Origin of the sequence: Piscinibacter gummiphilus (assembly GCF_002116905.1) — a bacterium.
GTDB lineage: Bacteria > Pseudomonadota > Gammaproteobacteria > Burkholderiales > Burkholderiaceae_C > Rhizobacter > Rhizobacter gummiphilus.
The window spans coordinates 3,912,272-3,938,372 of record NZ_CP015118.1; the positions used below are offsets into that span (position 1 = coordinate 3,912,272).

Annotated in this window: 25 protein-coding genes and 1 tRNA gene; 15 read left to right on the forward strand and 11 right to left on the reverse strand. The window is 70.1% G+C overall.

Going from position 1 to position 26,101, the window contains the following annotated elements:
- Positions 1–87 precede the first annotated feature (87 nt).
- The gene (locus tag A4W93_RS17605; protein WP_085751845.1) at positions 88–1,044 is read right to left on the reverse strand and encodes a LysR family transcriptional regulator; all 957 of its coding nucleotides are present in this window, start codon (positions 1,042–1,044) and stop codon (positions 88–90) included.
- Between the two features lie 107 nt (positions 1,045–1,151).
- On the opposite strand from A4W93_RS17605, the gene uraD reads away from it, so the two are divergent.
- Both uraD and A4W93_RS17615 read left to right on the forward strand, forming a co-directional pair.
- The gene (gene uraD, locus A4W93_RS17610) at positions 1,152–1,727 is read left to right on the forward strand and encodes a 2-oxo-4-hydroxy-4-carboxy-5-ureidoimidazoline decarboxylase (RefSeq protein WP_085751846.1); all 576 of its coding nucleotides are present in this window, start codon (positions 1,152–1,154) and stop codon (positions 1,725–1,727) included.
- Positions 1,724–2,704, forward strand: coding sequence for a Bug family tripartite tricarboxylate transporter substrate binding protein (locus A4W93_RS17615; protein WP_085751847.1), 981 nt, complete (start codon positions 1,724–1,726; stop codon positions 2,702–2,704). The genes uraD and A4W93_RS17615 overlap by 4 nt, the downstream gene beginning before the upstream one ends.
- Positions 2,705–2,743: 39 nt before the next feature.
- On the opposite strand, the gene A4W93_RS17620 is transcribed toward A4W93_RS17615, so the two are convergent.
- The 8 genes from A4W93_RS17620 to mdcA form a co-directional block, all read right to left on the reverse strand.
- Positions 2,744–3,844 (reverse strand): ABC transporter substrate-binding protein, encoded by a 1,101-nt coding sequence (locus tag A4W93_RS17620; protein ID WP_085751848.1) that lies wholly within the window; start codon positions 3,842–3,844, stop codon positions 2,744–2,746.
- A gap of 185 nt (positions 3,845–4,029) precedes the next feature.
- Complete coding sequence (locus A4W93_RS17625; RefSeq protein WP_085751849.1) at positions 4,030–4,956, reverse strand: ACP S-malonyltransferase; 927 nt, start codon at positions 4,954–4,956, stop codon at positions 4,030–4,032.
- Positions 4,953–5,801 carry a triphosphoribosyl-dephospho-CoA synthase MdcB gene (gene mdcB, locus A4W93_RS17630; RefSeq protein WP_085751850.1) on the reverse strand — a complete coding sequence of 283 codons (849 nt, stop codon included), beginning with the start codon at positions 5,799–5,801 and terminating at the stop codon, positions 4,953–4,955. The genes A4W93_RS17625 and mdcB overlap by 4 nt, the downstream gene beginning before the upstream one ends.
- A complete protein-coding gene (gene mdcG, locus A4W93_RS17635; RefSeq protein WP_085751851.1) occupies positions 5,798–6,445 on the reverse strand; it encodes a malonate decarboxylase holo-[acyl-carrier-protein] synthase in 648 nt (215 codons plus the stop codon). The genes mdcB and mdcG overlap by 4 nt, the downstream gene beginning before the upstream one ends.
- Before the next feature lie 3 nt (positions 6,446–6,448).
- Positions 6,449–7,147 (reverse strand): biotin-independent malonate decarboxylase subunit gamma, encoded by a 699-nt coding sequence (locus A4W93_RS17640; protein ID WP_085751852.1) that lies wholly within the window; start codon positions 7,145–7,147, stop codon positions 6,449–6,451.
- On the reverse strand, positions 7,144–8,022 hold the full coding sequence (locus A4W93_RS17645) for a biotin-independent malonate decarboxylase subunit beta (protein WP_085751853.1): 879 nt from the start codon (positions 8,020–8,022) through the stop codon (positions 7,144–7,146). Before A4W93_RS17645 ends, A4W93_RS17640 begins: the two co-directional genes overlap by 4 nt.
- Positions 8,019–8,348, reverse strand: coding sequence for a malonate decarboxylase acyl carrier protein (gene mdcC, locus A4W93_RS17650; RefSeq protein ID WP_085751854.1), 330 nt, complete (start codon positions 8,346–8,348; stop codon positions 8,019–8,021). Before mdcC ends, A4W93_RS17645 begins: the two co-directional genes overlap by 4 nt.
- Positions 8,349–8,358: 10 nt before the next feature.
- A complete protein-coding gene (gene mdcA / locus A4W93_RS17655) occupies positions 8,359–10,032 on the reverse strand; it encodes a malonate decarboxylase subunit alpha (protein ID WP_085754218.1) in 1,674 nt (557 codons plus the stop codon).
- A gap of 138 nt (positions 10,033–10,170) precedes the next feature.
- Between mdcA and A4W93_RS17660 the strand changes: the two genes are divergently transcribed.
- From A4W93_RS17660 to A4W93_RS17695, 8 genes are all read left to right on the forward strand, one after another.
- Positions 10,171–10,842 carry a GntR family transcriptional regulator gene (locus A4W93_RS17660; protein ID WP_085751855.1) on the forward strand — a complete coding sequence of 224 codons (672 nt, stop codon included), beginning with the start codon at positions 10,171–10,173 and terminating at the stop codon, positions 10,840–10,842.
- A gap of 5 nt (positions 10,843–10,847) precedes the next feature.
- Entirely contained in the window at positions 10,848–11,810 is a 963-nt protein-coding gene (locus A4W93_RS17665) for a LysR family transcriptional regulator (protein WP_237357564.1), read from the forward strand.
- 156 nt (positions 11,811–11,966) lie between these two features.
- Complete coding sequence (locus tag A4W93_RS17670; protein ID WP_085751856.1) at positions 11,967–13,319, forward strand: MFS transporter; 1,353 nt, start codon at positions 11,967–11,969, stop codon at positions 13,317–13,319.
- Between the two features lie 184 nt (positions 13,320–13,503).
- The gene (locus tag A4W93_RS17675) at positions 13,504–13,935 is read left to right on the forward strand and encodes a YciI family protein (protein ID WP_085751857.1); all 432 of its coding nucleotides are present in this window, start codon (positions 13,504–13,506) and stop codon (positions 13,933–13,935) included.
- A gap of 60 nt (positions 13,936–13,995) precedes the next feature.
- The gene (locus A4W93_RS17680; protein ID WP_085751858.1) at positions 13,996–14,679 is read left to right on the forward strand and encodes a YciI family protein; all 684 of its coding nucleotides are present in this window, start codon (positions 13,996–13,998) and stop codon (positions 14,677–14,679) included.
- 5 nt (positions 14,680–14,684) lie between these two features.
- Complete coding sequence (locus A4W93_RS17685; RefSeq protein ID WP_085751859.1) at positions 14,685–15,974, forward strand: RNA polymerase sigma factor; 1,290 nt, start codon at positions 14,685–14,687, stop codon at positions 15,972–15,974.
- Positions 15,975–16,051: 77 nt separating this feature from the next.
- The gene (locus A4W93_RS30710; RefSeq protein ID WP_085751860.1) at positions 16,052–17,599 is read left to right on the forward strand and encodes a methyl-accepting chemotaxis protein; all 1,548 of its coding nucleotides are present in this window, start codon (positions 16,052–16,054) and stop codon (positions 17,597–17,599) included.
- A 259-nt stretch (positions 17,600–17,858) separates the two neighbouring features.
- Positions 17,859–19,235: an MFS transporter gene (locus tag A4W93_RS17695; RefSeq protein WP_085751861.1), complete on the forward strand. Its 1,377-nt coding sequence runs from the start codon at positions 17,859–17,861 to the stop codon at positions 19,233–19,235.
- A gap of 37 nt (positions 19,236–19,272) precedes the next feature.
- Here the strand turns inward: A4W93_RS17695 and A4W93_RS17700 are convergent, their stop codons facing one another.
- Entirely contained in the window at positions 19,273–20,268 is a 996-nt protein-coding gene (locus A4W93_RS17700; RefSeq protein ID WP_085751862.1) for a Bug family tripartite tricarboxylate transporter substrate binding protein, read from the reverse strand.
- Between the two features lie 292 nt (positions 20,269–20,560).
- On the opposite strand from A4W93_RS17700, the gene A4W93_RS17705 reads away from it, so the two are divergent.
- The gene (locus A4W93_RS17705; RefSeq protein WP_085751863.1) at positions 20,561–21,634 is read left to right on the forward strand and encodes a lactonase family protein; all 1,074 of its coding nucleotides are present in this window, start codon (positions 20,561–20,563) and stop codon (positions 21,632–21,634) included.
- A gap of 33 nt (positions 21,635–21,667) precedes the next feature.
- Complete coding sequence (locus tag A4W93_RS17710; RefSeq protein ID WP_085751864.1) at positions 21,668–22,648, forward strand: Bug family tripartite tricarboxylate transporter substrate binding protein; 981 nt, start codon at positions 21,668–21,670, stop codon at positions 22,646–22,648.
- Positions 22,649–22,658: 10 nt separating this feature from the next.
- Here the strand turns inward: A4W93_RS17710 and A4W93_RS17715 are convergent, their stop codons facing one another.
- Complete coding sequence (locus A4W93_RS17715) at positions 22,659–23,825, reverse strand: acetyl-CoA acetyltransferase (RefSeq protein WP_085751865.1); 1,167 nt, start codon at positions 23,823–23,825, stop codon at positions 22,659–22,661.
- Positions 23,826–24,024: 199 nt separating this feature from the next.
- Between A4W93_RS17715 and A4W93_RS17720 the strand changes: the two genes are divergently transcribed.
- The 3 genes from A4W93_RS17720 (at position 24,025) to A4W93_RS17730 (ending at position 26,065) form a co-directional block, all read left to right on the forward strand.
- On the forward strand, positions 24,025–25,422 hold the full coding sequence (locus A4W93_RS17720; protein ID WP_085751866.1) for a M35 family metalloendopeptidase: 1,398 nt from the start codon (positions 24,025–24,027) through the stop codon (positions 25,420–25,422).
- A 44-nt stretch (positions 25,423–25,466) separates the two neighbouring features.
- Positions 25,467–25,556: transfer RNA gene (locus tag A4W93_RS17725), tRNA-Ser, on the forward strand.
- Between the two features lie 80 nt (positions 25,557–25,636).
- A complete protein-coding gene (locus A4W93_RS17730; RefSeq protein WP_085751867.1) occupies positions 25,637–26,065 on the forward strand; it encodes a VOC family protein in 429 nt (142 codons plus the stop codon).
- The last annotated feature ends 36 nt before the right edge of the window (positions 26,066–26,101 follow it).

The window sequence follows — 26,101 nt, forward strand, 5'->3', positions numbered from 1 at the left end:
GCGAAAGACCGTCTCGGGTCTTGCCTGACGCGTCCTCTCAGTCGCACCCGAGGCACCACACGCAGCGGCAGCAGTCTTTTCCACTCGCTAGGAGTCGGCCCCACCCCCGCCACCGACAGCCGGTGAACGCGCTGCCACCAGGCTGGCCTCCAGCGCCACGATCAGTCGTTCGGCCACCAGCTTCACGATCGGTCCGGGAGGCCGTGCCGCGTCCACCGCCACACTGATGCCCTGCGGCTCGGCGCCACGGTCCCGTACGGGCACGAAGACCAGGCGGCCGCTCGCCAGCTCGGACGCCACATCCAGCTCGGACGTGAACACCACATGCCGGCCGCCCAGTGCCAACTGCTTGACCAGTTGCAGCGAGTTGGTCTCGATGTAGCTGCGCGAGTCCTTGAACAGCCAGCTGTACTGGGCTTCCAGGTACCGCCGGATGGTCAGTGCCCTGCTCTGCAGTGCGATGGGGTGAACGGTGGCCTCCTGGAAACTCACCGTCTGCTGGCGGGCGAGGGGGTGGCCGGATGCCACCACACAACCCAGTGGCAGTTCGCTTTTCCAAAGTGCGAACAGCTCGCGCCGGGGCGCCAGGTTGAAGATGGCCCCCAGGTCCGCACGGCCGTTCAGCAGCGCGGTTTCGGCGTCGTCGGGCGTGGCCAGCTCGATGGACAGGCTGATCTGGGGATGCTGCGCATTGAGGTCGGCCACCAAGGCGGGAAGGAAGCTGGTCGCGTGGCTGTCCATGGCCACCAGCGACACATGCCCCTGGTGTATGCCCTGGATGCGCCGCAGCTCGGCCACGACCTGGCGCTCGTCCTGCCGCCAGCGGCGCGCCAGCGTGATGATGGCGTCGCCCGAAGGCGTCAAGCGCATGCCACGCGGCAGCCGCTCGAACAGCGGAACACCCAGTTCATCCTCCAGCTGCAGGATCTGCCGGTTGATGGCCGAGGCCGCCACATGCAATTCCCGCGCGGCCTTCTGGATGGAGCCCGAGCGGGCGACCTGGTCGGCGTAGCGCAGCCCTGCGGGGACGAGTGAGTGGCGCATGATGCCTCTTCGGGGCGAGTGGAAGCCAAAGCATACTGATTTTGCGCACGCAAGATTGCCAAAGCTGAAATGGACGGCAATGGATACGCTGCCTACGATGCGTCTCCATGACGGAACGATTCAGCCTCCAACACCTCGACACCTGCGAGCCCGAGGTCTTCTGCGCGGCGCTGGCCGACATCTGGGAGCACGCGCCCTGGGTGGCTCGCAAGGTGGTCCACCAGCGCCCGTTCACGAGCATCGAGGCCTTGCACCGCGCGATGGTGACCGCGGTGGCCGCGCTGGACGAGGCCGAGCGCGTCGCGCTGTATGCGGGCCACCCGGATCTCGCCGGCGAGGCCGCCCGCCGAGGCACCATGACCGCCTCCTCCGTGGACGAGCAGAGCACGCTGGACCTGGGTCACCTGGACCTGCAGGAGGCAAGTCGGTGGGACGAGCTCAACCGCGCCTACCGCACGCGCTTCGGCTTTCCATTCATTCTCTGCATTCGCCGCCACACGCGAGCCTCGGCCCTTCACGCGTTCCTTCGACGCCTGGAAAACGACCGTGGCACCGAGCTGAACCATGCGCTCGACGAGATCGCCGCCATCACGCGGATGCGGCTGGATCGCCTGATTTCGGAGCCGACCGAACCGTCCACATCCGTTCCCGTTCAGCCCTCCACCCTGGAATCGCCACCATGAACCATCGACGCAGACTTTCGCTCCTGGCCTGTGCACTCGGCCTGTTGACCGCGGCGGGGCCCGCCAGCGCCCAGGGCGCCTACCCCAATCGGCTCGTCACGGTCATGGTGGCACTGCCCGCCGGGGGTGGCGTGGACATGATCGCCCGGCTGGTGGGACAGAAGCTGGCGGCCGTCACCGGCCAGCCCTTCGTGGTGGACAACCGCGCCGGCGCCTCCGGCCGCATCGGCCTGCCGGTGGTGGCCAAGGCCCCGCCGGACGGCTACATGCTGATGGCCTCCCCGGCCTCGTTCCTGACCACCAACAAGGCCATCTTCAAGGAGATGCCCTACGACCCGCAGGCCGACTTCGCTCCCATCACCAAGCTGGCCAACCAGGCCATGGTGCTGGTGGTGAAGGACAAGCAGAAATTCGCGACCGCCGCGGCCGTGCTCGCCGCCGCCAGGGCCAACCCCGGCGCCTTGAACTACGCCACGTCCGGTGATGGCAGCCCGCAGCACCTGGCCGCGCTGATGTTCGAGAGCCGGGCCCAGGTGCACATGACCCACATCCCCTACAAGGGCGGCGCACTGGCCATCAATGACCTGCTGGGCGGCAACGTGGACCTGCTGTTCGCACCGCTGCCCGAAGCCCTGCCGCACATCCGGGCGGGCAAGCTCAGCGCGCTGGCGCTGATGAGCGAGAAGCGTTCTCCCCTGATCGCCGACGTGCCCACCATGCGCGAGGCCGGCATTCCGAACATGGTCATGCAGACCTGGATCGGACTGCTGGCGCCCGCGCGCACGCCGCGTCCCATCATCGAACAGCTCAACCGGCAAGTGCACGCCATCCTGCAGAACGAGGACGTGAAGAACCAGCTCCTGGCATCCGGCATGGACGTGGCACCGACCACTCCCGAGCAGTTCCAGCAGATCATCGCGCAAGAAATCGCCCTGCACGCCGAACTGGTGAAAGCCTCGGGCCTGGTTCCGCAGTGAGCGCCCGGTCGTGGAACTCCGGGACGCGACGGCAATGCCTCAGCGCCGGAACCGCCCGTCCGGCCCCACGATCGACAGGTCGGCGTAGTCGAGCCCCGAGTGGTCGCTCGGGCTGAAGCTCACCTCGATGCCACCGAGGTCGTAGCGGCTGAACGTCTCGAGCGCCTTGCGGAGCTTGTCGCGCGTGGGCTGCGGGCTCGCGCGGCGCAGGCCTTCGACCAGCACCTTCGCGGACACGTAGCCTTCGAGCATGCTCGGCGTCAGGTCCACCTTGGCGGCCTTCGCGAGTTCGATCGCTTCCTTCACGAGCGGCGATGCGATGGAGCGTTCGTACGGGAACACCTGGCTCACGACCACGCCGTGGGCGACGTCGCCCAGGTCCTTGATGAAGCCGGACGACGCGTTGTTCGACAGGGTGACCATCTGCGCCCGCGAGCCGGTGGCGCGCAGCGCCTTCATGCCGTCGACGATGGCCTGGCCGGAGCCGATGAACAGCACGGCCTGCGGGTCGGCCGCGGTGATCTTCGGCATGATGGGTGCGAAGTCGGGCTTCGCGCGGTCGTACTTCTCGTGCGCGAGCGGCTGCTTGTTGACGGACGACAGGCCCTTGAGCGCGCCCACCACGGCATCCGAACCGAACGAGTCGTCCACCTGCACGATGGCGATGCGGTCCACGCCGATCAGGCTCAGGTGGGCGATGAGGCGCTCGGCCTCGCGGCGGTACGTGGCGCGCACGTTGAAGAGCCACGGGTGCACCGGGTTGTGCAGCACCATCGCGCCGGTGGACGGGCCCACGAGCGGCACCTTGTACTGGTCCAGCAGCGGCATGATGGCCTGCGTGTGCGGCGTGCCGCGGTTCAGGAACAGCGCCACCACGCCCTGGTCGATCAGCTGCTTCGCGTTCTCGGCGGCCAGCTTCGGATCGAACTTGTCGTCGAGCGACACGAGCTGGATGGGCTGCCCGCCGATGCCGCCGCGTGCATTGACGGCATCGAAGTAGAGCTTCGCGCCCGTCGTGGCTTCACCCACGCTCGCGGCCACGGCGCCGGTCCTGCCGGCGGTCTGGCCGATCTTGATCTCGGCCCAGGCGGCACCGGAAATGCCGGCCCAGAGAACACACCCCAACACAAACTGCTTCATGACGCTGCTCGTCGCCGTGGCGACGTCCCTTCGATGATGAATGACGCGATGGATGCTCGCTCTCTGGCGAGGCGACGCATTCTCTCCACTCATCGGCCGCGGGAGGTTGTATTTGCACCAGCGTCCACGTAATCAGTCGTAAGGGCCACGAAGAGCGTGATTTCCGTCTCTGGAACCGGATTCATTCAGAAGGCACGATCCAGTTGCGTCGATACCCACTTGACCACGGCCGATACGCTGTTGAACTCGTCCACCGACCGCACGGGAATGTCGGGTCGGTGGGTTCGCCACAGGCGGGACAGCGCACTGCCCGCCCCCACTTCCAGCACACATCGGGGGCCTCGTTCGGCGAGGGTCTCCATGGCCTCGCGCCAGCGCACGGTCGCGGCGATCTGCCCGACCAGCGCCCGCTTGAGCGGCGTCACGGCCCGCTGCGCGGAACCGTCGAGGTTCGTCACCACCCACGTGCCGGCAGGTCGCCACGACATCGGTGCGATCCGCGCTGCGAAGGTGTCGCTCGCGGCCTGCATCCAGCGCGTGTGCGACACGACCCGCACCTTGAGCGGCACCACGTCAGCCCCCGTCGAACGCAACTCGGCGGTGGCGTCGGCCAGCGCGTCCATCGCACCGCCGAGCACCACCCGGTCGGGGGCGACGTCGATGGCGACGGCGAGGTCCAGGCGCTCGCACAGTGCCGCCACCGCGGCCGGCGCCACGCCGCTCGCGGACAGCAAGCCGCCCTCGTGCCCCGCCGCGCACGCATCCATCGCCTGGCTCCGCGCCTCGGCCAGGGACAACGCCGTCTCGTCGTCGTACACGCCCGCGGCTCCGAAGGCGGCCAGCTCGCCGACGCTGTAGCCCGCCACGGCCACCGGCGACGGCAGATGCACCGCCAGCGCACGCCAAGCGGCGAGGCTCGTGCCGGTCATCAGGCACTGGGCGACGCGGTTGGACGTGGCCCAGGTGTCGTCGGCCAGGTGCGCGCGCCAGTCGGGCCCCAGCCGCGCCGCCATCGCGGACAGCGGTCCCGCGGCCTCGGGATGCTCGTCGATCCAGCGCAGCATGTCCGGGTGCTGCACGCCCTGCCCCGGGAACAGCAGCGCGAGGGTCATGGCCGTTCGCAGGTGCGGTCGAGCAGGCAGGCGGCGGCCAGCACGTCGGCCGCGCCACCCGGCGACAGGCGCCGCGCCACGAAGGCCTCGTGGATCGCGCGGGCATGGCCCGTGCCGTCGGGGCGGGCCGCACCACCCGCATCGAGGAAACCGCGTGCGGCGCGCTGCACGTAGCGCAGGCCCTCGAGGCCGCCGCGGTGGGCGACGGTCGTGTCGTCGAGCACGGCCATCGTGTGGAACAAGGCCTGCAGGCGGGCGGCCGGACCCGTGAGCCCCGGCGTCCTCAGCGCCGGCAATGCCGTGTCGAACAGCACCGGGAACCCCGCCGCGGCTTCGTCGCCGGCGGAACGCAAGCCATGGCGGCGGGCCGCACGCTGGCCGTTCGAATCACCGCCGCGGGACAGGCGCGCGTGCAGCGCGCCGCCCCAGTCCTCCGCGATGGCCTCGCGCACCCGATGGGCCGACAACGCCCCGCCCTGCGCGGTCACGCGGCCGAGCCCCGCACACAGCAGGCCCAGCAGGAAGATCGCCCCCCGGTGCGTGTTGATGCCGCCGGTCGCGCGCAGCATGCGGCGCTCCGCGGCAACCCCCAGCACCTCCAGCACCGGGAACCGGGCCCCGGCCGCGCCCGCCGCCGCGATCTGCGGGAAGTAGTGGCGCAGCGCGAAGAGGCTGCGCATGAAGGTGCCCGCGTCCATGTCGGTGTGACTGCCGGCGTTGGCGAACGACACGAGGCCCGGCTTCGGTTCGAGCGCGAGTTCGTCGTGCAGCGCCGCGGTGGCGGCGTGGCCGATGGACCGCGCGCGCCCGTGATGCGGCTGGGCCGAGGCGGACGCGGCGATCATGCGGGCACCGCCGGCGTCCCCGGCCGTTCGAGCGCCACGCCGTGCAGCCGCTTGACCATCACTTCGGCCACCTCGCCGCGCCGCCACTGCGCCCACTCGCGCCAGGGAACGTCGCCGCCGTCCGGGAACTGCAGTTCACCATCGATCGTCGGTGCCCACGCCGCCGCGGCCTCGAGGCACTCGACCACCGCGTCGGCGGCCCCCACGCTGCCCACGGCGATGTGCAGGTCGATGTCGGAACCGGCCCGCACATGGCGCTCGCCGGTGATCACCTCCCAGCCATGGCTGCCATGGACGCGGGTCACGACCGACAGCCGCATCAAGGTGTTGCACAAAAGCACCCACGGCTCGCGGGCGTGGACCGGCAGCATTGGCACGATCTCCCGCGCGAGCGGGAACGCGCCCAGCGTGGCGACGTGGTCGCGTGGCACCGACAGCGCGAAGCGGCGCCGGTGCCACCGCGCGGGCGCGGGCAGGCCCAGCGCGAGCTGGCTGGCATCGGGTCCCTGGCGGGTGACCACCAGCGGCAGGTGCTGGTCGGCCCAGTGCGCGACGCATTCGGCCGCCTCGGGGTCGCGCGGCTGCGACCGCACGGCCGCCCAACCCTCCGCGTCGAGCCACACCAGCTGGTGACGGCGCAGCATCGGTCAGGCGTCCAGCACGCGGTCGGCCACGGCCGCGGCCAGACGCCGCCCGCCGCGCGCCGCACCGTCGCGGTCGCGCTCGTCCTGTTGCGGCGACGACCGCAGCGCCTCGGCCAGCGCGGCACGCAGGTCGCCGTCCCACACGCTGCGCACGCCGCCCATCGCCACGTAGTTCGCGACGCCCGGGGCGAACACCGGGTTGTCCGCCGACAGTTCGGCCAGCCGCGCCTCGGGGATCTTCGTGACCCGGGCCATCGCGGGCAGGCGCATCACGCGGATCTCGGCCTCGGGCAGCGCGTGGCACGCGTCGGCGATCAGGCCCGACGTGATGAAGCCCCCCGACAGTGCCTGGTCGTACACGAGGCCGACCACGCGGTGGCCCTGGCGCCGCGCCAGGTCGACGCAGCAGCCGAGGTGGGCCATCGCGCGGTTGATGCCCAGCAGTTCGTCGCGCAGGCGCAGTTGTTGGCCCTGGGTGTCGATCAGCAGCAGGATCGGGCGGCCCGGGTGGGCGGTGACGGTGTCGAGCACCGCCCTCGCCTGCGCGAGCGCGAGGGCCACGCCGATGGGCGCGTGTCCCGTCGTGCCGATGACCTTGAGCGGCGTGCCTTCGAAGGACACGGTGCCGTCGAGGAACAGGTCCTGCTCGGTGATGCCGTGGCCGGCCCCGAACAGCGTGTCGGCGAGGTCGCGCCAGTTCATGCGGTCCTCCCGGCCACCGCGTGCACGGCCGCCACGTCGAGGTCGGGCACGCGGCGCGGGTCGGCGACGCCGAGGCCCCGCCACACCGAAAACGCATCGGCGTCCGATGGTGCCGCGGCCAGCCGGCCGGACAGCAGCGCGTGCTCGGCTTCCAGCGACGCGAGGGTCACCGGCCGCGATGCGCCCGACAGCGAGCGCACGGCCGCCGCGCGGAACGCGGCCACGTCGTCCTCGACCAGCTCGTCGCAGTCCCCCGTGAGGAAGCGGTGCTTGCCCCCGGTGGTGCGCCACACGAGCGCCCGGTCGCGCGCGTCGAACTCCTCGACGCCATGCGACGCCTCGATCACCTCGGGCCCCGACATCGACAGCCGCGCCACGTCGCTCATCACCACGCGGTCCGCGCAGCGCGCGACGATGCCCATGCCACCGAAGCAGCCGTTGGCCCCGCCGATCAGCACGACCACCGGGATGCCGGCGGCGCGCACGTCGAGCACCGCACGCATCACCTCCGACACACCGATCAATCCTGCATTGGCCTCGTGCAGGCGCACACCGCCGGACTCGGCGAGCAGCAGCACCACCTCCGGCCGCTCGCGCAGCGCACGCCGCAGCCAGCCGGTGAGCTTGGCGCCATGCACCTCGCCCACGCCGCCGCCCATGAACGCGCCTTCCTGCGCCGCGATGAAGACCGCGTGGCCATCCAGCCGGCCGCGGCCCACCGCCACGCCGTCGTCGAACGCCGACGGCACGCCGAGCTGGCCGAGGTGCGGGCTCATCACCCGCTCTGCGGGCGGCAACCACTCCTCGAACGACCCGGCGTCGAGCAGCGCGTCGATGCGCTCACGAGCCGAACACTCCGCGAAACTCGTGCTCATGGTTGCACTCCGGGAATGCCGCGCGCCGCCTGGTCCAGCCGCAGGCTGACCACCGCGGGCGTGGCGCCCATGTCGTGGATGGACACCGCGGCGTCCGCGAAGCCGTGGCGGGTGTGGAAGTCGCGCACGACGGCTTCCCAGATGGCGCCGAAGCCGCGCGCCGACGTCTCGATGCGGAAGGTGCAGCGGCCGGACCCGGGTGCGGGTTCCAGCAGCACCTCCAGGTTGCCCGACGACACCACGCCGACCAGCACCGGCGCGAACGCCGGGGGCGCGTGGTGTCCGGGAAATTCGTACTGCAGGGTTTCGATGCCCGAGGAACTCATCGCCCTCTCCTCACCAGTTGCGGAAACGGCTCGGCGGCTCGTAGAGCCCGCCCGACGCACGCACGAGGTCGCGCATGGACCGCGCCGCGAGCAGGTTGCGCGTGGCGTCGCGCACGTCGATGCCGAGGTCGGCGGGCCGGCGGATCACGCCGCGGTCGCGCAGGTTCTCGACCATGCGGTGGTCGCGCGCCAGGCCCACCGGGGTGTAGCCGGACACCCCGCGGATCGCCTGCTCGCGTTCCCCGTCGGTGCGGCACAGCAGCAGGTTCGCGAGGCCCTCCTCGGTCAGCACGTGGGTCACGTCCTCGCCGTAGATCATGATCGGCGGCAGCGCCATGCCGGCCTGCTCGGCGAGCTGCCACGCGTCGAGCCGCTCGACGAACGCGGGCTGCATGTGCTCGCGGAAGGTCTCCACCATCTGCACGACGAGCTTCTGGCCGCGCGGCGTGCCGCGCGCGCCGCCGAGGCCCGTGCGGGCTTCGCGCCCGGCCTTCAGCCAGGCCTCGCTCGCGTGGCGCCGGCCGCGTGCGTCGGCGCCCATGTTCGGCGCGCCACCGAAGCCGGCGATGCGGCCGAGCGTCGCGGTGGAGCTGTTGCCGGCGAGGTCCATCTGCAGCGTCGAGCCGATGAACAGGTCGCAGGCGTAGTGCCCCGCGGCCTGCGAGAACGCGCGGTTGCTGCGCATCGAGCCGTCGGCGCCGGTGAAGAACAGGTCGGAGCGCGCGCGGATGTAGCGCTCCATGCCCAGCTCGGAGCCGAACGAATGGATGGACTTCACCCAGCCCGCCTCGATGGCCGGGATCAGCGCCGGGTGCGGGTTGAGCGCCCAGTGCGAGCAGATCTTCCCCTTGAGCCCCAGCGACTCGCCGTAGGTGGGCAGCAGCAGCTCGATGGCCGCGGTGTCGAAGCCGATGCCGTGGTTCAGGCGCTGCACGCCGTACTCGGCGTAGATGCCCTTGATGGCCATCATCGCCATCAGCACCTGGATCTCGCTGATCTGGGCCGGGTCGCGCGTGAACAGCGGCTCGATCAGATGCGGCGTGGGCGCGGGCACCACGAAGTCGACCCAGTCGGCGGGGATGTCGACACGCGGCAGTGTGTCCACCACCTCGTTGACCTGCGCGATCACGAGGCCGCCGCTGAAGGCCGTGGCTTCGACGATCGCCGGCGTGTCCTCGGTGTTCGGGCCGGTGTAGAGGTTGCCGTGGCGGTCCGCCGCCAGCGCGGCCACGAGCGCCACCTTCGGCGTCAGGTCGACGAAGTAGCGGCCGAACAGTTCCAGGTAGGTGTGGATGGCGCCGACGCGCAGCTGCCCGCCCTGCACCAGCTTCGCGAGCCGCGCGGCCTGGGGCCCCGAGAACGAGAAATCGAGCCGCGAGGCGATGCCCAGTTCGAACACGTCCAGGTGTTCCGGCAGGGACAGCACCGACTGCACCATGTGCAGGTCGTGCACCCGCGCCGTGTCCACCTGCACCAGCGCGCGGGCGAGGAAGTCGGCCTGCTTCTGGTTGTTGCCTTCCAGTGCCACGCGGTCGCCCGGCTCCAGCGCCGCGTCGAGCAGTGCGACCGCCTTCGCGGTGTCCACCTGCTTGCCCGCCAGCGCGGGGCCCAGCTCGCGGGCGACGCGCGCCAGTCGGTCGCGGCGGTTGGTGGCGCGGGTGTTCCAGTCGCGGGGCGCGTTCATCGTGTCGGCGGCCGTTGGTTGCAGGTTCATGCAATGTAGAGCCATCTTGTATAACAAGCAAGATGTTCTGCATCACAAGGAATCCGTCGAACGCACACGCCAGGCAGCGTTTCATACAAACATCGCTAAACTTCCTCCATGAACCGACTGTCCGAAAGCCTGCGTGAGGCCATCGAAGAAGAAGTCGCGACGGGCAAGCTGTTGCCCGGCACCCACCTGGACGAGATCGAACTCGCGAAGCGGTTCGGTGTCTCGCGCACCCCCATCCGTGAAGCGCTGAGCCTGCTGGCCGGCGAAGGCCTCGTCGAGATCCGCCCGCGCCGCGGCGCCGTGGTGGCGCAGGTCACCCCGCAGCGCCTCGTCGAGATGTTCGAGGTGATGGCCGAGCTGGAGGCCATGTGCGCCCGCCTCGCGGCGCGCCGCATCACCGACGCGGAACTGGCCACCCTCGAAGCCGCCCACGAGCGCTGCCGCGAAGCCGCCGCGGGCCGCGATTCCGACGCCTACTTCTACGCCAACGAACACTTCCACCAGGCCATCTACCAGGCCGGACACAACGCTTTCCTCGCCGAGCAGGCCGTGGCGCTGCAGCGCAAGGTGCGCCCGTACCGGCGGCTGCAGCTGCGCGTGCGCAACCGGGTCAACCGCTCCTTCGAGGAGCACCAGGAGATCCTCGACGCGCTGAAGGCGGGCGATGCCGAGAAGGCCGTCACGGCCATCCGTGCCCACGTCGTCGTGCAGGGCGAACGCTTCGCCGACCTGGTGGCCGGCCTCGCGCGGCTCGAGAACGAGGCGGCGCTCGCCAAGTAGCCGCCGTGACGTCCCCCGACCCCCGGCCCGCGCCGCTCGACCTGAACCTGCTGCACATCGTGCTGGCGCTCCACGAGGAGCGCAGCGTGAGCCGCGCGGCAGAACGGCTGGGCATGAGCCAGTCCACCCTGAGCGGCGCGCTCGCGAAGCTGCGGGCCTCGCTGAACGACCCGCTGTTCATCCGCGCGGGCGGCGAGATGCGGGCCACCGACAAGGCGCTCGCCCTGCTCGGCCCCATCCAGTCGATGCTGGCCACCGTGCGCGACGACATCCTCGCCGAGGGCGAGTTCTCGCCCGCCGGGCAGACGGGCACGATCACGGTGGCGCTGTCCGACGCCGGCGAGGTGGTGTTCCTGCCGCGCCTGCTGGAGGCCGTGCGCGCAGAGGCGCCGGGCCTCGCGATCCGCTCCGAGGACATCCCGCACGAGGAGCTGGAGGCCGCCCTCGAATCGGCCCGCGTCGACCTCGCGATCGGCTACTTCCCCGACCTCGCCCGCGCCAACATCGTGCAGCAGCTGCTGATGCGCCACCACGACGTGTGCCTGCTGCGCGCCGACCACCCGATGGCCGTGGGCGACACGCTGACCCGCGCCCAGTTCCTCGAACTCGAACACGCCGTGGTGCGGCCGCGCGGGCGCAGCCAGGAGATCTTCGAGCAGCACCTGAAGCAGCAGCGCATCGAGCGCAAGGTGGTGCTGACCACGCCGCACTTCATGAGCATCCCGGCCATCATCGCCCGCTCGGACCTCGTGGCCACCGTGCCGCACGCGATCGGCCTCGTGTACGGCCGACCGGAACACGGGCTGAAGGCCGTGCGCGCCCCGTTCCAGCCGGCCCCCACGGAGCTGCGGCAGCACTGGCACCGCAAGTTCAACAAGTCGCCGCGCACGCTGTGGCTGCGGCGGATCGTCGCCGGGCTCTTCAACGAGGCGCAGGACGAGTGGAAAGAGGGCTGGGTCGCCACCTAGGTGTTTTCCCTAGACGCCTGCAGGGCGGTATCGCCGATTTACCTGGGAAGTCACCGCACTATCGAGATTCCCGATTCTGCGTATCCCGGCGTCCGTATTGATCGCCCCTACACCGGACCGGACACTCGCGGCTTGACCGATCTCAAGCACCGTCCGATGAGCTCCAAGCAACACCGCGTGAACGTCCAGACCTTCCTGGACGACCATCCCTTCTCCCCGTTCCAGTGGCTGGTCTTCGCGATGTGTTTCATCGTCGTGCTGCTGGACGGGTTCGACACCGCCGCGATCGGCTACATCGCGCCCTCGCTGCTCGGCGAATGGGGCATCCAGAAATCCGCGCTGGCGCCGGTGCTGAGCGCCGCCCTGTTCGGTCTGGCCGCCGGCGCCCTGGCCTCCGGCCCGCTCGCCGACCGCTTCGGCCGCCGCCTCGTGCTGACGGCCTCGGTGTTCGTGTTCGGTGCCGCGAGCCTCGCCTCGGCCTGGTCGGGTTCGCTGCAGACCCTCGTCGAGCTGCGCTTCGTCACCGGCCTGGGCCTCGGCGCCGCGATGCCCAACGCCGTGACGCTGATCAGTGAGTTCTGCCCCGAGAAGAAGCGCGCGCTGATCACCAACGCGATGTTCTGCGGCTTCCCGCTCGGTGCCGCGTTCGGCGGGTTCCTCGCCGCCTGGATGATCCCGCACTTCGGCTGGCGCAGCGTGCTGGTGCTCGGCGGCATCGCCCCGCTGCTGCTGGGTGCGCTGCTGCTGTGGAAGCTGCCGGAGTCGGTGCGCTACCTGGTGGCCAAGCGCCGCGGCGCGAACGACATCAAGCGCGTGCTGTCGCGCGTGCACGCCGATGCCCGCGTGATCGAGTCGATCGACATGGGTGAGTCGGCCTCGCAGGCCAAGCCCCAGAGCGGCCTGGGCGTCGTGCTGTCCAAGCGCTACGTCACCGGCACCGTGATGCTGTGGCTCGCCTACTTCATGGGCCTCGTGATCTTCTACGCGCTCATCAACTGGATGCCGATCCTGTTCCGCGAAGCCGGCCTGCAGCCCGGCACGGCGACGCTCATCGCCGCCCTCTTCCCGCTCGGCGGCGTGGGCGCGGTGTTCTTCGGCTGGCTGATGGACCGCTACAACGCGAACCTGATCATCGCGGCCGGCTACCTGCTGACCGCCGCCACCGTCTGGCTGATCGGCCAGTCGGCCGGCAACCTGGGCACGCTGATGGCCGCCGTGTTCGTCGCGGGCACCGTGATGAACACCGCGCAGTCGTCGATGCCGGCGCTGGCTGCCGCGTACTACCCGACGGCCGGCCGCGCCACCGGGGTCTCGTGGATGCTGGGCATCGGCCGCTTCGGCGGCATCGCCGGGTCCTTCCTCGTGGCCGAGCTGTCGGTGCGCCACCTGGCCTTCGGCGAGATCTTCACCGTGGTCGCGGTGCCGGCGCTGATCGCCACCGTGGCGCTGCTGGTCAAGCAGGGTTCGAGCGGCAGCTCGGGCCGCCTGCAGCCCGCGGCCGCGCACTGAGCACCACGTCCCAACTCCCGGCCCCGCAGCGGCCGCCCTGCCCGGGCGGTTCGATGCGGGGCCGGATCGCATTCTGAAACGCCTTGTTTCATTTCTCCGCGATGCGGATGTCGATCGGCGGCACGCTGCTTCGACGTCCCTTCAGAGCCCGCACTTCCGCGGCCTCCCCACTCAGGAGAAGCACATGCGTTTCATGGTCATCGTCAAGGCGAACAAGGATTCCGAAGCGGGCGTGATGCCCAGCGAAGCCATGCTCACGCGCATGGGGGCGTACAACGAGGAACTGGTGAAGGCCGGCGTGATGCTGGCCGGCGACGGGCTGCACCCGTCGTCCCGCGGCGCGCGGGTGCGTTTCGGCGGCGCGGCGCCCACCGTGATCGACGGCCCCTTCGCCGAAACGAAGGAGCTGATCGCGGGCTTCTGGCTGTGGCAGGTGCGCTCGCGCGAGGAGGCCATCGAATGGCTCAAGCGCGCCCCGTTCGAGCCGGGCGACGAGGTGGAGCTGCGCCAGGTGTTCGAGATGGAGGACTTCGGCACCGAACTCACGCCCGAACTGCGCGAGCAGGAAAGCCGCCTGCGCGCCGAGGTCGAAGCCCGCACCGCGGCGACGAAGTGAAACGGCCGCGGGCGTTGGACTATCCTTGCAGCCCCACCCCTTTCACCAGGACTGCAACGGATGAGATTCGTGATCCTGCGGCAGGCCGACGCCGGTGGCCCCGCCGGCCCGGCCCCCGCCCTGACGCCCTCGCCCGCCGTCACCATCCATGAGGCGGCCGACCTCGCGCCCCCGGGCGACGCCGTGCGCATCGTCTTCACCGGCGACGGCACGCGCGAGGAGGCCGGCTCGATCCTGCGCGACGGCCCGGCGCTGACCGGCATCGCGGTGATCGAGGCGCCGTCGCGCGAAGACGCGGTCGCGTGGCTCTCGCTGCAGCCCGAGGGCACCGCGTTCGAACTGCGGGAGACCGGCTGCGCGGCCGGCCTCGAAGGTGTCGAGCCCGGTGCGAAGGCCTCGCGCCCCCGCTTCCTCGTGGTCGTCCGCGCCGATGCCGACACCGAGGCCGAACGGGCGCCCCCGGCCGAACGCCTGCAGCGCATGGGCCAGCGCAACGACGAGGCCGTGCGCGACGGCCTGCTGCTGGCGGCCGACGGGCTGCGGTCCTCCGCGAACGGCGTGCGGGTGAGTGTCCGCTCGGGCCGCGCGCGGGTGGTGGACGGGCCGTTCACCGAGGCCAAGGAACTGGTGGCAGGCTTCTGGCTCGTGCAGGCCGACACGATCGGCGAGGTCGTGGCCTGGGTGCGCCGCTACCCCTACGCGATGGACCTCCCCGAGGTCGAGGTGCGGCCCGTGGTCGGCTGAGCCCGATGTCGGTCGCCGACACCCACCGCACCATCAACGCCGTCTGGCGCATCGAGTCGGCCAAGGTGATCGGCGCGCTCGCGCGGATGACCCGCGACGTGGGCGTGGCCGAGGAGCTGGCCCAGGACGCGCTGCTCGCCGCGCTCGAGCAGTGGCCCCGCGACGGGCTGCCCGACAACCCCGCCGCCTGGCTGATGGCCACCGCGAAGCACCGCGCGCTCGACCTGCTGCGCCGGCGAAAGCTGCATGCGGCCAAGGAGGGCGAGATCAGCCACGAGATCGACACCGCCCACGCGATGCGCGCGGCCGACCTCGCCGAGGCCGTGGACGCCGCCCTCGACGACGACGTGGGCGACGACCTGCTGCGCCTCGTGTTCATCGCGTGCCACCCGGTGCTGTCGCCCGAGGCGCGCGTGGCGCTGACGCTGCGGATGCTGGGCGGCCTCACCACCGACGAGATCGCCCGCTCGTTCCTCGTGCCCGAGGCCACCATCGCGCAGCGCATCGTGCGGGCCAAGCGCACGCTGTCGAACGCGAACGTGCCGTTCGAGGCACCGCGTGCGCACGAACTGGCGGAGCGGCTGTCGTCGGTGCTCGAGGTGATCTACCTCGTCTTCAACGAAGGTTACTCGGCCACCGCGGGGCAGGACTGGATGCGGCCGGCGCTGTGCGACGAGGCGCTGCGCCTGGGCCGCATCCTCGCGGGTCTGGTGCCCGCCGAGCCCGAGGTGCACGGGCTCGTCGCGCTGATGGAGATCCAGGCCTCGCGGGCGGCCGCCCGGGTGAACGCGGACGGCGAGCCCGTGCTGCTGCTGGACCAGAACCGCGCCCGCTGGGACCCCCTGCTGATCCGCCGGGGCCTAGCCGCGCTGGACAAGGCGGAAGCCCTCGGCGGCGCCGAGGGCCCGTACGCGCTGCAGGCCGCCATCGCCGCCTGCCACGCGCGGGCCCGCACCGCGGACGCGACGGACTGGCCCCGCATCGCCGCGCTGTACGCCACGCTGGCCGAGGTCACGCCCTCGCCCATCGTCGAACTCAATCGCGCCGTGGCCGAATCGATGGCCTTCGGGCCGGCCGCGGGTCTCGCCCGCGTGGACACGCTCGCCGACGAGCCCGCGCTGCAGGGCTACCACCTGCTGCCGGCCGTGCGGGGTGACCTGCTCGCGAAGCTCGGGCGCCGCAGCGAAGCGGCCGCGGCCTTCCGCCAGGCGGCGGCGCTCGCCCGCAACGAACGGGAGCGCAAGCTGCTGCTGATGCGGGCGTTGACCTGTTCGTCGAATCCGGACGCTTCGTGACGTGATCGGCTCAAGTTACCGTTAACGGCGACGAAGACCTGGGGGACTTCGACACGCCGGTCACCGGCCCTCCCCCGATGAAACTGAACCACTACCCCCTCGCCGTTCGACTGGGCGGCGGCTACGCCGTGATCCTGGCGCTGATCGCCGTCATGGTGCTCTCCGGCATGTGGCGGCTCCAGGCCGTCAACCGCGACACCCAGGCCATGATGGCCGTGCCGCTCGCGAAGGAACGCCTGTTCGAGGAGTGGTACCGCAACATCGCCGTGGGCGTGATGCGCTACACCGCCATCGCCAAGAGCCCGGACGAAAGCCTGGAGAAGAGCTTTGCGCCCGAGGTGAAGATCACGACGGCCCGCGGCAACGAGATCGCCAAGCTGCTGGAGGCCATGCCGCAGACCCCGGAAGAGAAGGCGCTGATCGACGACGTCTACGCCCACCGCAAGCTCTACATCGCCGCGCGCGACCAGGTGGCGAAGGCCAAGCGGGAGGGACGTGGCGCCGACGCGGAGAAGGTCCTCGCCGAGGAGTTCCGCCCGGCCGCGGCCGTCTACATGGCGCGCATGCAGGCGCTGCTCGACTTCCAGCGCAAGGCCATCGACACCACGGCGGCCCAGATCGCCGCCGCGTCCAGCGAAGGCCAGTGGCACCTGGGCGTGTTCGGCGCCGCGGCGCTGCTGCTCGGCGCCGTGTTCGCGTGGATGCTGACCCGCTCCATCACGGTCCCGATCGCCGGCGCGGTGCGCGTGGCCGACGCCGTCGCCAACGGCGACCTGACCACCCACGCGCAGGCGGCCGGCAAGGACGAGATCGCCCGCCTGATGGGTTCGCTGGAACTGATGACCGGCAACCTGCGCCAGCTGGTGAGCCAGGTGCGCGGGGCCACCGACAGCATCGGCACCGCCAGCACCGAGATCGCCAGCGGCAACATGGACCTGAGCGCCCGCACCGAACAGACCGCCTCGAACCTGCAGCAGACGGCGGCCTCGATGGAGCAGCTCACGGTGACCGTGCGCCAGTCCGCCGCATCCGCCGAGCAGGCGAACACGCTGGCCGGGACGGCCGCGCAGGTCGCTGCCCGCGGCGGCAGCGTCGTGGGCGAGGTGGTGGCCACGATGGAGGCGATCACGACCAGCTCGCGCAAGATCTCCGACATCATCGGCACCATCGACGGCATCGCCTTCCAGACCAACATCCTCGCGTTGAACGCCGCCGTGGAAGCGGCCCGCGCGGGCGAACAGGGCCGCGGCTTCGCCGTGGTGGCGGGCGAGGTGCGCACCCTGGCGCAACGCAGCGCCCAGGCTGCCCGCGAGATCAAGACGCTGATCGGCGACTCGGTCGAGAAGGTGGAATGCGGCTCGCGCCTCGTGAGCGATGCCGGCGCCACGATGTCCGAGATCGTCGCGTCGGTGCGCCGCGTGACCGACATCATGGGCGAGATCACGACGGCGGCGGCCGAGCAGAGCGACGGCATCGGCCAGGTCAACGGCGCCGTCGCCCAGCTCGACCAGATGACCCAGCAGAACGCGGCCTTGGTCGAGGAGTCCGCGGCCGCCGCGGAGAGCCTCAAGGTGCAGGCCTCGAGCCTGTCGACGCTGGTGGGCCGGTTCCGTCTGGCGGCCTGAGTGCGGAGCGGATGCGACTGCGGCTCGCATCCGTGGAACCACCAAGTTGTCCGACAACACAACCTGGACTACGCACTCCTCGCCGACGCCTTGCGGGCCGTCGCCGACGGATTGTTTACCTCTGTAAAGAAGCATTGCCTTAGGTGGAAACCCTAGGGTTCTTGGCTTGACGCTGCCAGGCTCCGCGCCGACCATCCGGGAACAGTTGTAGGACAACTGATGTCCTCGGTTTTCAGATCGTTTCGCACGCGGAGCCCCCATGACGTCCACCACCCATCCGGCCAGCCCGGCCACGGCCCGCGCCGTGCCCGCGGCCCGCCAGGCCACCAAGGTCCGCTACGGCATCCTCGCGCTGCTGTTCATCATCACGACCATCAACTACGCCGACCGCGCGACGCTGTCGATCACCGGCCCCGCGCTGCGCGGCGAGTTCGGTTTCGACGCCGTGCAGATGGGCTACATCTTCTCGGCCTTCAGCTGGGCCTACGTCGCCGCGCAGATCCCGGGCGGCTGGCTGCTCGACCGCTATGGCGCGCGCCGCGTGTACGCCGCGAGCATCTGCCTGTGGTCGGTGTTCACCGCGCTGCAGGCCACCGTGGGCCTCTACGCCGGCATGGTGAGCGCCGTGGTCTCGCTGTTCGTGCTGCGCTTCTGCGTGGGCCTCGCCGAATCGCCGGCGTTCCCGGCGAACGCCAAGGTGGTCGCGAGCTGGTTCCCCACGAAGGAACGCGGCACGGCCTCGGCCATCTTCAACTCCGCGCAGTACTTCGCCGCGGTGGTCTTCACGCCGATCATGGCCGGGCTCACGCACTGGCTCGGCTGGCACCACGTGTACCTGTGGATGGGCGCGCTCGGCATCGTGCTGGCGGCCGTCTGGATGAAGGTGATCCGCAGCCCGGCGAAACACCCGTCGGTCAACGCCGCGGAACTCGCCCACATCGCCGACGGCGGCGGCCTCGTGCACATGGGCGAAGGCGAGGAGGCGCGGGAGGCCGCCAAGGCCAAGCAGGACACGCGCGCCCACCTGCGCCAGCTGCTCACCGACCGCATGATGGTGGGCGTCTACCTGGGCCAGTTCTCCATCAACGTGCTCACGTACTTCTTCCTGACCTGGTTCCCGGTGTACCTGGTGCAGGAGCGCCACATGTCGATCCTGAAGGCGGGCTTCATGGCCTCGCTGCCGGCGCTGTGCGGCTTCCTCGGTGGCGTGCTCGGCGGGGTGATCTCCGACTGGATGATCCGCCGCGGCCACAGCCTGACCGTGGCGCGCAAGACGCCGATCGTGGCGGGCATGCTGCTGTCGGTGTCGATGATCTTCTGCAACTACGTCGACAGCGAGTGGCTGGTCGTGGGCCTGATGGCGCTCGCCTTCTTCGGCAAGGGCATCGGCGCGCTGGGCTGGGCGGTGGTGGCGGACACGGCGCCGAAGGAGATCATCGGCCTGTCCGGCAGCCTGTTCAACATGTTCGGCAACGCCGCGGGCATCGTGACGCCCATCGTCATCGGCTACATCCTGAAGACCACGGGCTCGTTCAACGGCGCGCTGCTCTTCGTGGGCCTGAACGCGCTGGTCACCGTCGTCGCCTACCTGTTCATCGTGCCCGAGATCAAGCGGATCGTGCTCAAGACGGCCTGATCGAAAAAGCGGGCCCTCTCCCGAGGGCCCGCACCGTTCACTCGATCTTCAGTCCCGTGCGCTTCACCAGCGCATCCCAGGTCTTGCGCTCGTTGTCGATGAACTTGGCCATCTCGGGCACGTTCATCGTCGACACCTCGGCGCCCTGTCCCACCAGCATCTCGCGCACGGCCGGCAGGCGGATGATGCGCAGCAGTTCGTCGGAGATGCGCTTCAGCACCGCGGGCGGCATGCCGGCCGGCGCCATCACGCCCTGCCATGTGCCGGATTCGAAGCCGGGGATGGTCTCGGCGATGGTGGGCACGTTGGGCAGCAGCGCCACACGCGTGGGCTTCGACACCGCGATCACCTTGAGGCGCTTGGCCTGCACGAACGGCAGCGTGGCCAGCATGCCGTTGACGAGCATGTCGGTCTGGCCGGCGATGGTGTCGTTGATGGCCTGCGAGCCGCCCTTGTACGGCACGTAGTCCCACTTGCCGCCGGTCTTCTCCTCGAGCAGCTTGCCCGTGAGGTGCGCCGTGCTGCCCATCGCCGTGACGGCGAAGTTCAGCGGCTTCTTCTTCGACAGCGCGATGAGTTCGGGCAGCGTGTTCGCCGGCACCGACGGGTGCACCACGACCAGGTGCGGCGAGTACGCGAGCATCGCCACGCCCTGCAGGTTCTTGGCGAGGTCGAACGGCAGCTTGTAGAGCGACGGGCTGATCGAGAGGGCCCGCACGTCGCACAGCAGCAGCGTGTGGCCGTCGGCCGGCGACTTCGCGACGAAGTCGGCACCGATGTTGCCGTTCGCACCCACCTTGTTCTCGACGATCACGTTCGTGCCGAGCGCTTCCGACAGCGGGTTCGAGATGGCGCGGGCGATGATGTCCGACGAACCGCCCGGGGTGTACGGGACGATGAGCTTGATGGGCGACCCGGCAAGCGACGGCGCGGGATCGGCCGCCCAGGCCGTGGAAGCGCCGAGCGAGGTCAGGACGGGGGCGGCGGCCAGCGCGCGCAGCGTGTCGCGGCGGCCGGAGTTGAAGCGGGTCATGGGGAAACCTTCCGGGGATCGGGTGTGTCGCTCATGGCTCGACCATCGACCCATGTTGTACGACAACGTATCTGTCCTGGCAGGTTAGCGGCCATGCCGCCACATGCACCTAGGGCAAACACGGAGGGCACCCCACCCCGGAACAGTCTCCGACCAATGGCCCGCAGGCCGCATGGCCTGTACGTGAAACCACGATCACGGGATTCACCCGAGTTGACCGGACGGGGCCATCGGCAGATTCTGCCGGTTGTTGTCCGACAACCTACAACAACCCCAAATCGGAGTTTCGGTCATGCGCTTTTCCCTCCGCCGCGTCGCCGCGGCCCTCTGCGTCACCGCCGCCTTGCCGGCCACCGCAGCCACCTTCGTCTACGTCTCCAACGCCGACAGCCAGGAGATCTCGGTGCTGGAACTCGACCGGACCGCCGGTCGCCTCAAGCCTGTCGATACCGTGGCCGTGGGCGGCACCGTGATGCCGCTGGCGGTGAGCCCCGACAAGCGCGTGCTCCATGCCGCGCTGCGCTCGCAGCCCTTCCGCGTGGTGAGCCTGTCCATCGACCCGGCCACCGGCAAGCTCGCGAAGCTGGGCGAGGCGCCGCTGGCCGACAGCATGGCCAACATCGACGTGGACGCGAGCGGCCGCTGGCTGTTCGCCGCGTCGTACCCGGGCCACAAGATCACCGTCAACAGCATCGACGCCCAAGGCAAGGTGGGTGCGATCCAGCAGTTGATCCCGATGGAGCCGAACGCCCACGCGATCCACGCCGACGCGACGAACCGCCTCGTGGTGTCGACGAGCCTCGGCGGCGACCACGTCGCGGTGTGGAAGTTCGACCCGGCCACCGGCCGCCTCACCGCGAACGACCCGGCCCGGGTGACGAACGCGCCGAAATCGGGCGCCCGCCACTTCGTCTGGGACAAGGCCCAGCGCCACGTCTACCTGCTCAACGAGGTGGACGCCTCGCTCTACGTCTACGCGTGGGACGCCACGAAGGGCACGCTCAAGGAACTGCAGCGCACCACCACGCTGCCCACCGGCTTCACCGGCAAGCCCTGGGCCGCCGACCTGCACCTCACGCCCGACGGCAAGTTCCTCTACGCGTCGGAACGCACGTCGAGCACGATCGCCACGTTCCGCGTGGCGGCCGACACCGGCCTGCTGCAGCCGCTGGGCAACACGCCCACCGAGGCCTCGCCGCGCGGCTTCGCGATCGACTCGACGGGCCGCTTCCTCGTGGCCGCGGGCCAGGAGTCGCACAGCGTGTCGGTGCACCCCATCGACCCGGCCACCGGCGCGCTCGGCACCCCGGCGCGGCTCGCGGTGGGCAAGAACCCGAACTGGGTCGAGATCGTCGACCTGCCCTGACCGATCGCCCCCAAACGTCCCGAGGAGGTTCCCATGAAGTTCCATCGCCGCACGCTCCTGGCGTTCGCCGCCACCGCCCTGCCCTTCGCCGCCGCCCACGCCCAGCAGGGCGAGCCGTGGCCGAAGCAGCAGCCCATCAAGATCATCGTGCCGTTCGCCGCGGGCGGCACGTCCGACGCGCTCGCGCGCCTGCTGGGCCAGCGCCTGTCGGAAGGCCTGAAGCAGACCGTCATCGTCGAGAACCGCGCGGGCGCGGGGGGCATGATCGGCGCCGACGCGGCGGCGAAGTCGCCCGGCGACGGCTACACCATCGTGCTCGGCACGATCTCGTCGCACGCCATCATCCCGGCGCTGCAGCGCAAGGTGCCCTACGACGCGACGAAGGACTTCGCGCCGGTCTTCTTCATCGGCAACGTGCCGAACGTGCTGCTCGTCAACGCCGAGCAGCCGATGAAGAGCGTGAAGGACCTGATCGCCGCCGCCAAGGCCAAGCCCGGTTCGCTGTCGTTCGGCACGGCCGGCGCCGGCAGTTCGCAGCACCTCTCCGGCGAGAAGTTCAAGCTCGAGGCCGGCGTCGACATCACGCACGTGCCCTACAAGGGCAGCGGCCCGTCGATGCAGGACCTGATCGCGAACCAGATCCCGATGAGCTTCGACACCGCGCTGGTGGCGCTGCCCCACATCAAGACGGGCAAGGTGCGCGCGCTGGCCGTGACCTCGGGCAAGCGCGCGAAGGCCCTGCCCGACGTGCCCACGCTCGCCGAGTCGGGCCTCAAGGGCTTCGACGTCAGCTCGTGGCAGGCCTTCTTCGCACCGGCCTCCATGCCGGCGCCGATCATCGCGCGCTTCCACGAGGAGTTCACGAAGATGGCGGGTGAAACCGCCATCGCCGCCCGCCTCCAGGCGATGGGCGTCGAGCCCGCGCCGATGACGCCGGCCCAGCTCGGCGCGTTCCAGCGCGCCGAGATCGCGAAGTGGGGCGAAGTCGCGAAGAAGGCGAAGCTCGAAATGTGAGGTCGCGGGTTCAGCGGGTGCGCTCGAGGATGCTGACGTAGTTGGCCACCGCGGCGCCCCCCATGTTGAACACGCCGGCGAGCGTGGCGCCCGGCACCTGCATGTCGCCCGCCTCGCCGCACAGCTGCATGGCCGACACCGCGTGCATCGACACGCCGGTCGCGCCGATCGGGTGGCCCTTGGCCTTCAGCCCGCCCGACGCGTTGACGGGCAGGCGCCCGCCCCGCATCACCACGCCTTCCTCCAGCAGCCGATGGCCCTGCCCCGGCGCCGCCAGGCCCATGGCCTCGTAGCTCAACAGCTCGGCGATGGTGAAGCAGTCGTGCACCTCGGCGAGCGACAGGTCGTTGACCGTGCAGCCGGCCGCCTGCAGCGACTGCGTCCACGCGCGACGCGGGCCTTCGAAGCTCGCGGCCTTGCGCGAACCAAGCGGCAACCAGTCGTTGACCTGCGCACGGGCGCGCACGGCCACCGCCCGCGGGAAGTCGGCCGCGCGGCCGTCGTCCACGATCACGAGCGCGGCGGCGCCATCGGAGACCAGCGAACAATCGGTCTTGCGCAGCGGCGCCGCGATCATCGGGTTCTTGTCGCTCACCGTGTTGCAGAACTCGAAGCCGAGGTCGCGCCGCATGTGGGCCCACGGGTTGGCGACGCCGTTGGCGTGGTTCTTCGCGGCGATGCGGGCGAGCGTGGCCGAGTGGTCGCCGAACTCCGCGAAGTACGACTTGGCGATCTCGCCGAAGATGCCCGGAAAGCCGCCGGGCGGGTTGCCGTCCTCGCCCGAATAGGCGCACTGGCCGAGGATGCGCGTCACGTCGGCACCGCTCACGGCCGTCATCTTCTCGGCACCGATCACGAGTGCCACGCGCGCGCGGCCCGCCTCGATGGCGTCGCACGCGCCGTACACCGCGGCCGAGCCCGAGGCACAGGCGTTCTCGAGCCGCACCGCGGGTTTCCAGCGCAGCGCCGGGTCGGCGTGCAACGCCAGCGACGACGCGAAGATGTCCGGCGTGAACCCGCCGTTGAGGTTGCCGAGCCAGATCCCATCGACCTGGTCGGCCGACACCCCGGCATGGTCCATCGCCTCGCGCGCGGCACGCACGATCAGGTCTTCGAGCGAGAGGCCGTCCAGGCGGCCGAACGGGAGGTGGGCCCAGCCCACGATGGAGACGCTCACGGTGAACTCCTGGGTTGTGAGGGCACCATCTTGGACCTTCCGCGCGGTCGTGGACAGTTCGCGCGAATACGCTAGGGTTTCCACCAGACCGCGTCCCCCTCGTTTGAAGCCCCCGGTCCGCAAAGCAGGCGCGCATACTTCCTTGCTCCCTGCCTGCCCGACGCATGGCCGATGCGTCCCCCACCCGGAGGTGGATGCGATGCCCTACATGCTCGAGAGCCACACGAAGCTCGCGGCCGACGAACGCCTGAAGAAGGACTCGCGGCTCCTCGGGAAGCTCGCCCAGGACATCGCCCGGGTCATCCGGGAACTCCATGCGCTCGGCAACAACGTCGTTCCCACCTCTTCCTACATGGTGCAGTTGATGTCGGACCTGCGGGCCACCAGCACCAGCACCCTCGCCACCCGCGACAACCTCATCGGCTTGGTAGAGGTGATCGGGCAGCAGTTCCCGAAACGCATCCAGCAACCCAACGCCAACCCCAACGACCTTGCCTCCACGCAGAAGGTGACCCGGGCGCGGACGCTCTGCGGGCAGGCGGCGCAGGCGATCCGGACCACGATCAGCCCGGACAACGACGCGCTCACCCGTGTCTTCGGTGCGGACCACGTCGGCACCGCCCGCAACGTGCTCCTGGCCGCAGCCACCAGCCTCGATCAGCTGGCGGTCGTGACCCCAGGCTGGGACCTCGTCTACGACACCACCCTCACGTCGGCCGACATGGCGGCCACGGGAACGCCGAAGTGCATCCGGTTCAGCGACGTCCTGTTCGAGAACGGTCGCGCGCCGCTCACGCTGCTGCTGCACGAGGCCACACACACCCTCGAATCCCACGCCTTGCAGACCCGGGACTACATCTACCGGGACCACAAGGGTTTTCTCACAGCGCCCGCCGAGATGAAACTGAAGAACGCCGCGCACTTCGAGGAGCTCGGCTGGCAGCTGCTCGAGAACAAGGATCACCGGACCTTCGTGCCGGTCACCGACATCATGGCGATCGTGACGATGACCGTCACCACGGCCTGGATCATGTCCACCTGGCTCGCCAACAAGGTGAAGGGAATCAAGGGCCAGTACGCGGGCGACTCGGAATTCAAGCGCAACGCCTCCCGAATCCTGGGATTGACTCTCCACAAGCACGCCAAGGAGACGGGATGGCCCTGGACCCTCGGCGTTCCCGAGGTCGAGTTCTCGGTCGTGGACGAGATCACGGCGACGCAGCGCAGCATGGCGCTGTCCAGTTGCATGACCGCGCTCAAGCAAAACGCCCTCGACGGGTTCGATCCAGACCCCACCTCGGTCGAGACGGCCGTCGACAGCGCCTTGCTGCGCCTGATCGGGCACGTGGGGGCGGACGCCGGGCTGAGAAAGAGCCACGACAAGTCGCTCCGCATGATCAAGGCGCTGTCGGCGCTCTACCTGCTCGACGTCAAGCACTACCTGTTGGGTCCGCAGGAGGCGTCGGAGCCGCAGGACGAGGGCCAGAGAATGCAAGAACTGCGCATGCACATGAGCAGCGGGGACGGGCCCGACGCCGTCATGGACCGCTACAACCGCCTGCTCGAGGGACACGTCCGGCGCGTCGTCGGGACCTGAGGCGCACGGGATGCCCGTGCCGGCCGCGTTACACTCGCCCCTCCGGAAGGCTGGCCGAGCGGTTTAAGGCAGCAGTCTTGAAAACTGCCGAGGGTTTACGCCCTCCGTGGGTTCGAATCCCACGCCTTCCACCAGTCACGTCGATCACCCTCCCCGGGTCCTTCCGATTCGCCGCTGACTACGATGCGCGGTCTGCCCCATCCAAGGAGACCGCATGGAAACCCAGGAACTGCACCGAGGCCGCCTGATCGACCACCTCCAGCTCGTCGTGCGCGACCTGCCCGCGAGCCGCCGGTTCTACGAGGCCGTGTTCAAGACGCTCGACATCCCGATCGGCGGCGCGGCGGAGGAGTACTTCTGGGCCGACGAGCTGTTCGTGTCGACGGCCACCAGCCAGGCCGCCCAGGGCCACCTCACGGGCCGCGTCCACCTCGCGTTCCAGGCCAAGGACCGCGCCACGGTCGACGCCTTCCACAAGGCCGCGCTGGAGAGCGGCGGCAAGGACAACGGCAAGCCGGGCGAGCGTCCGTACCACCCCGGCTACTACGCCGCCTTCGTGCTGGACCCGGACGGCAACAACATCGAGGCGGTGTTCCACGGCGAAGCGAAGCGCAGTTCGCCGTCGGTGAAGATCACGTTCTGAGCGCCGCCCGCGGCCCGTGGGCCCCCGAAAGACCCC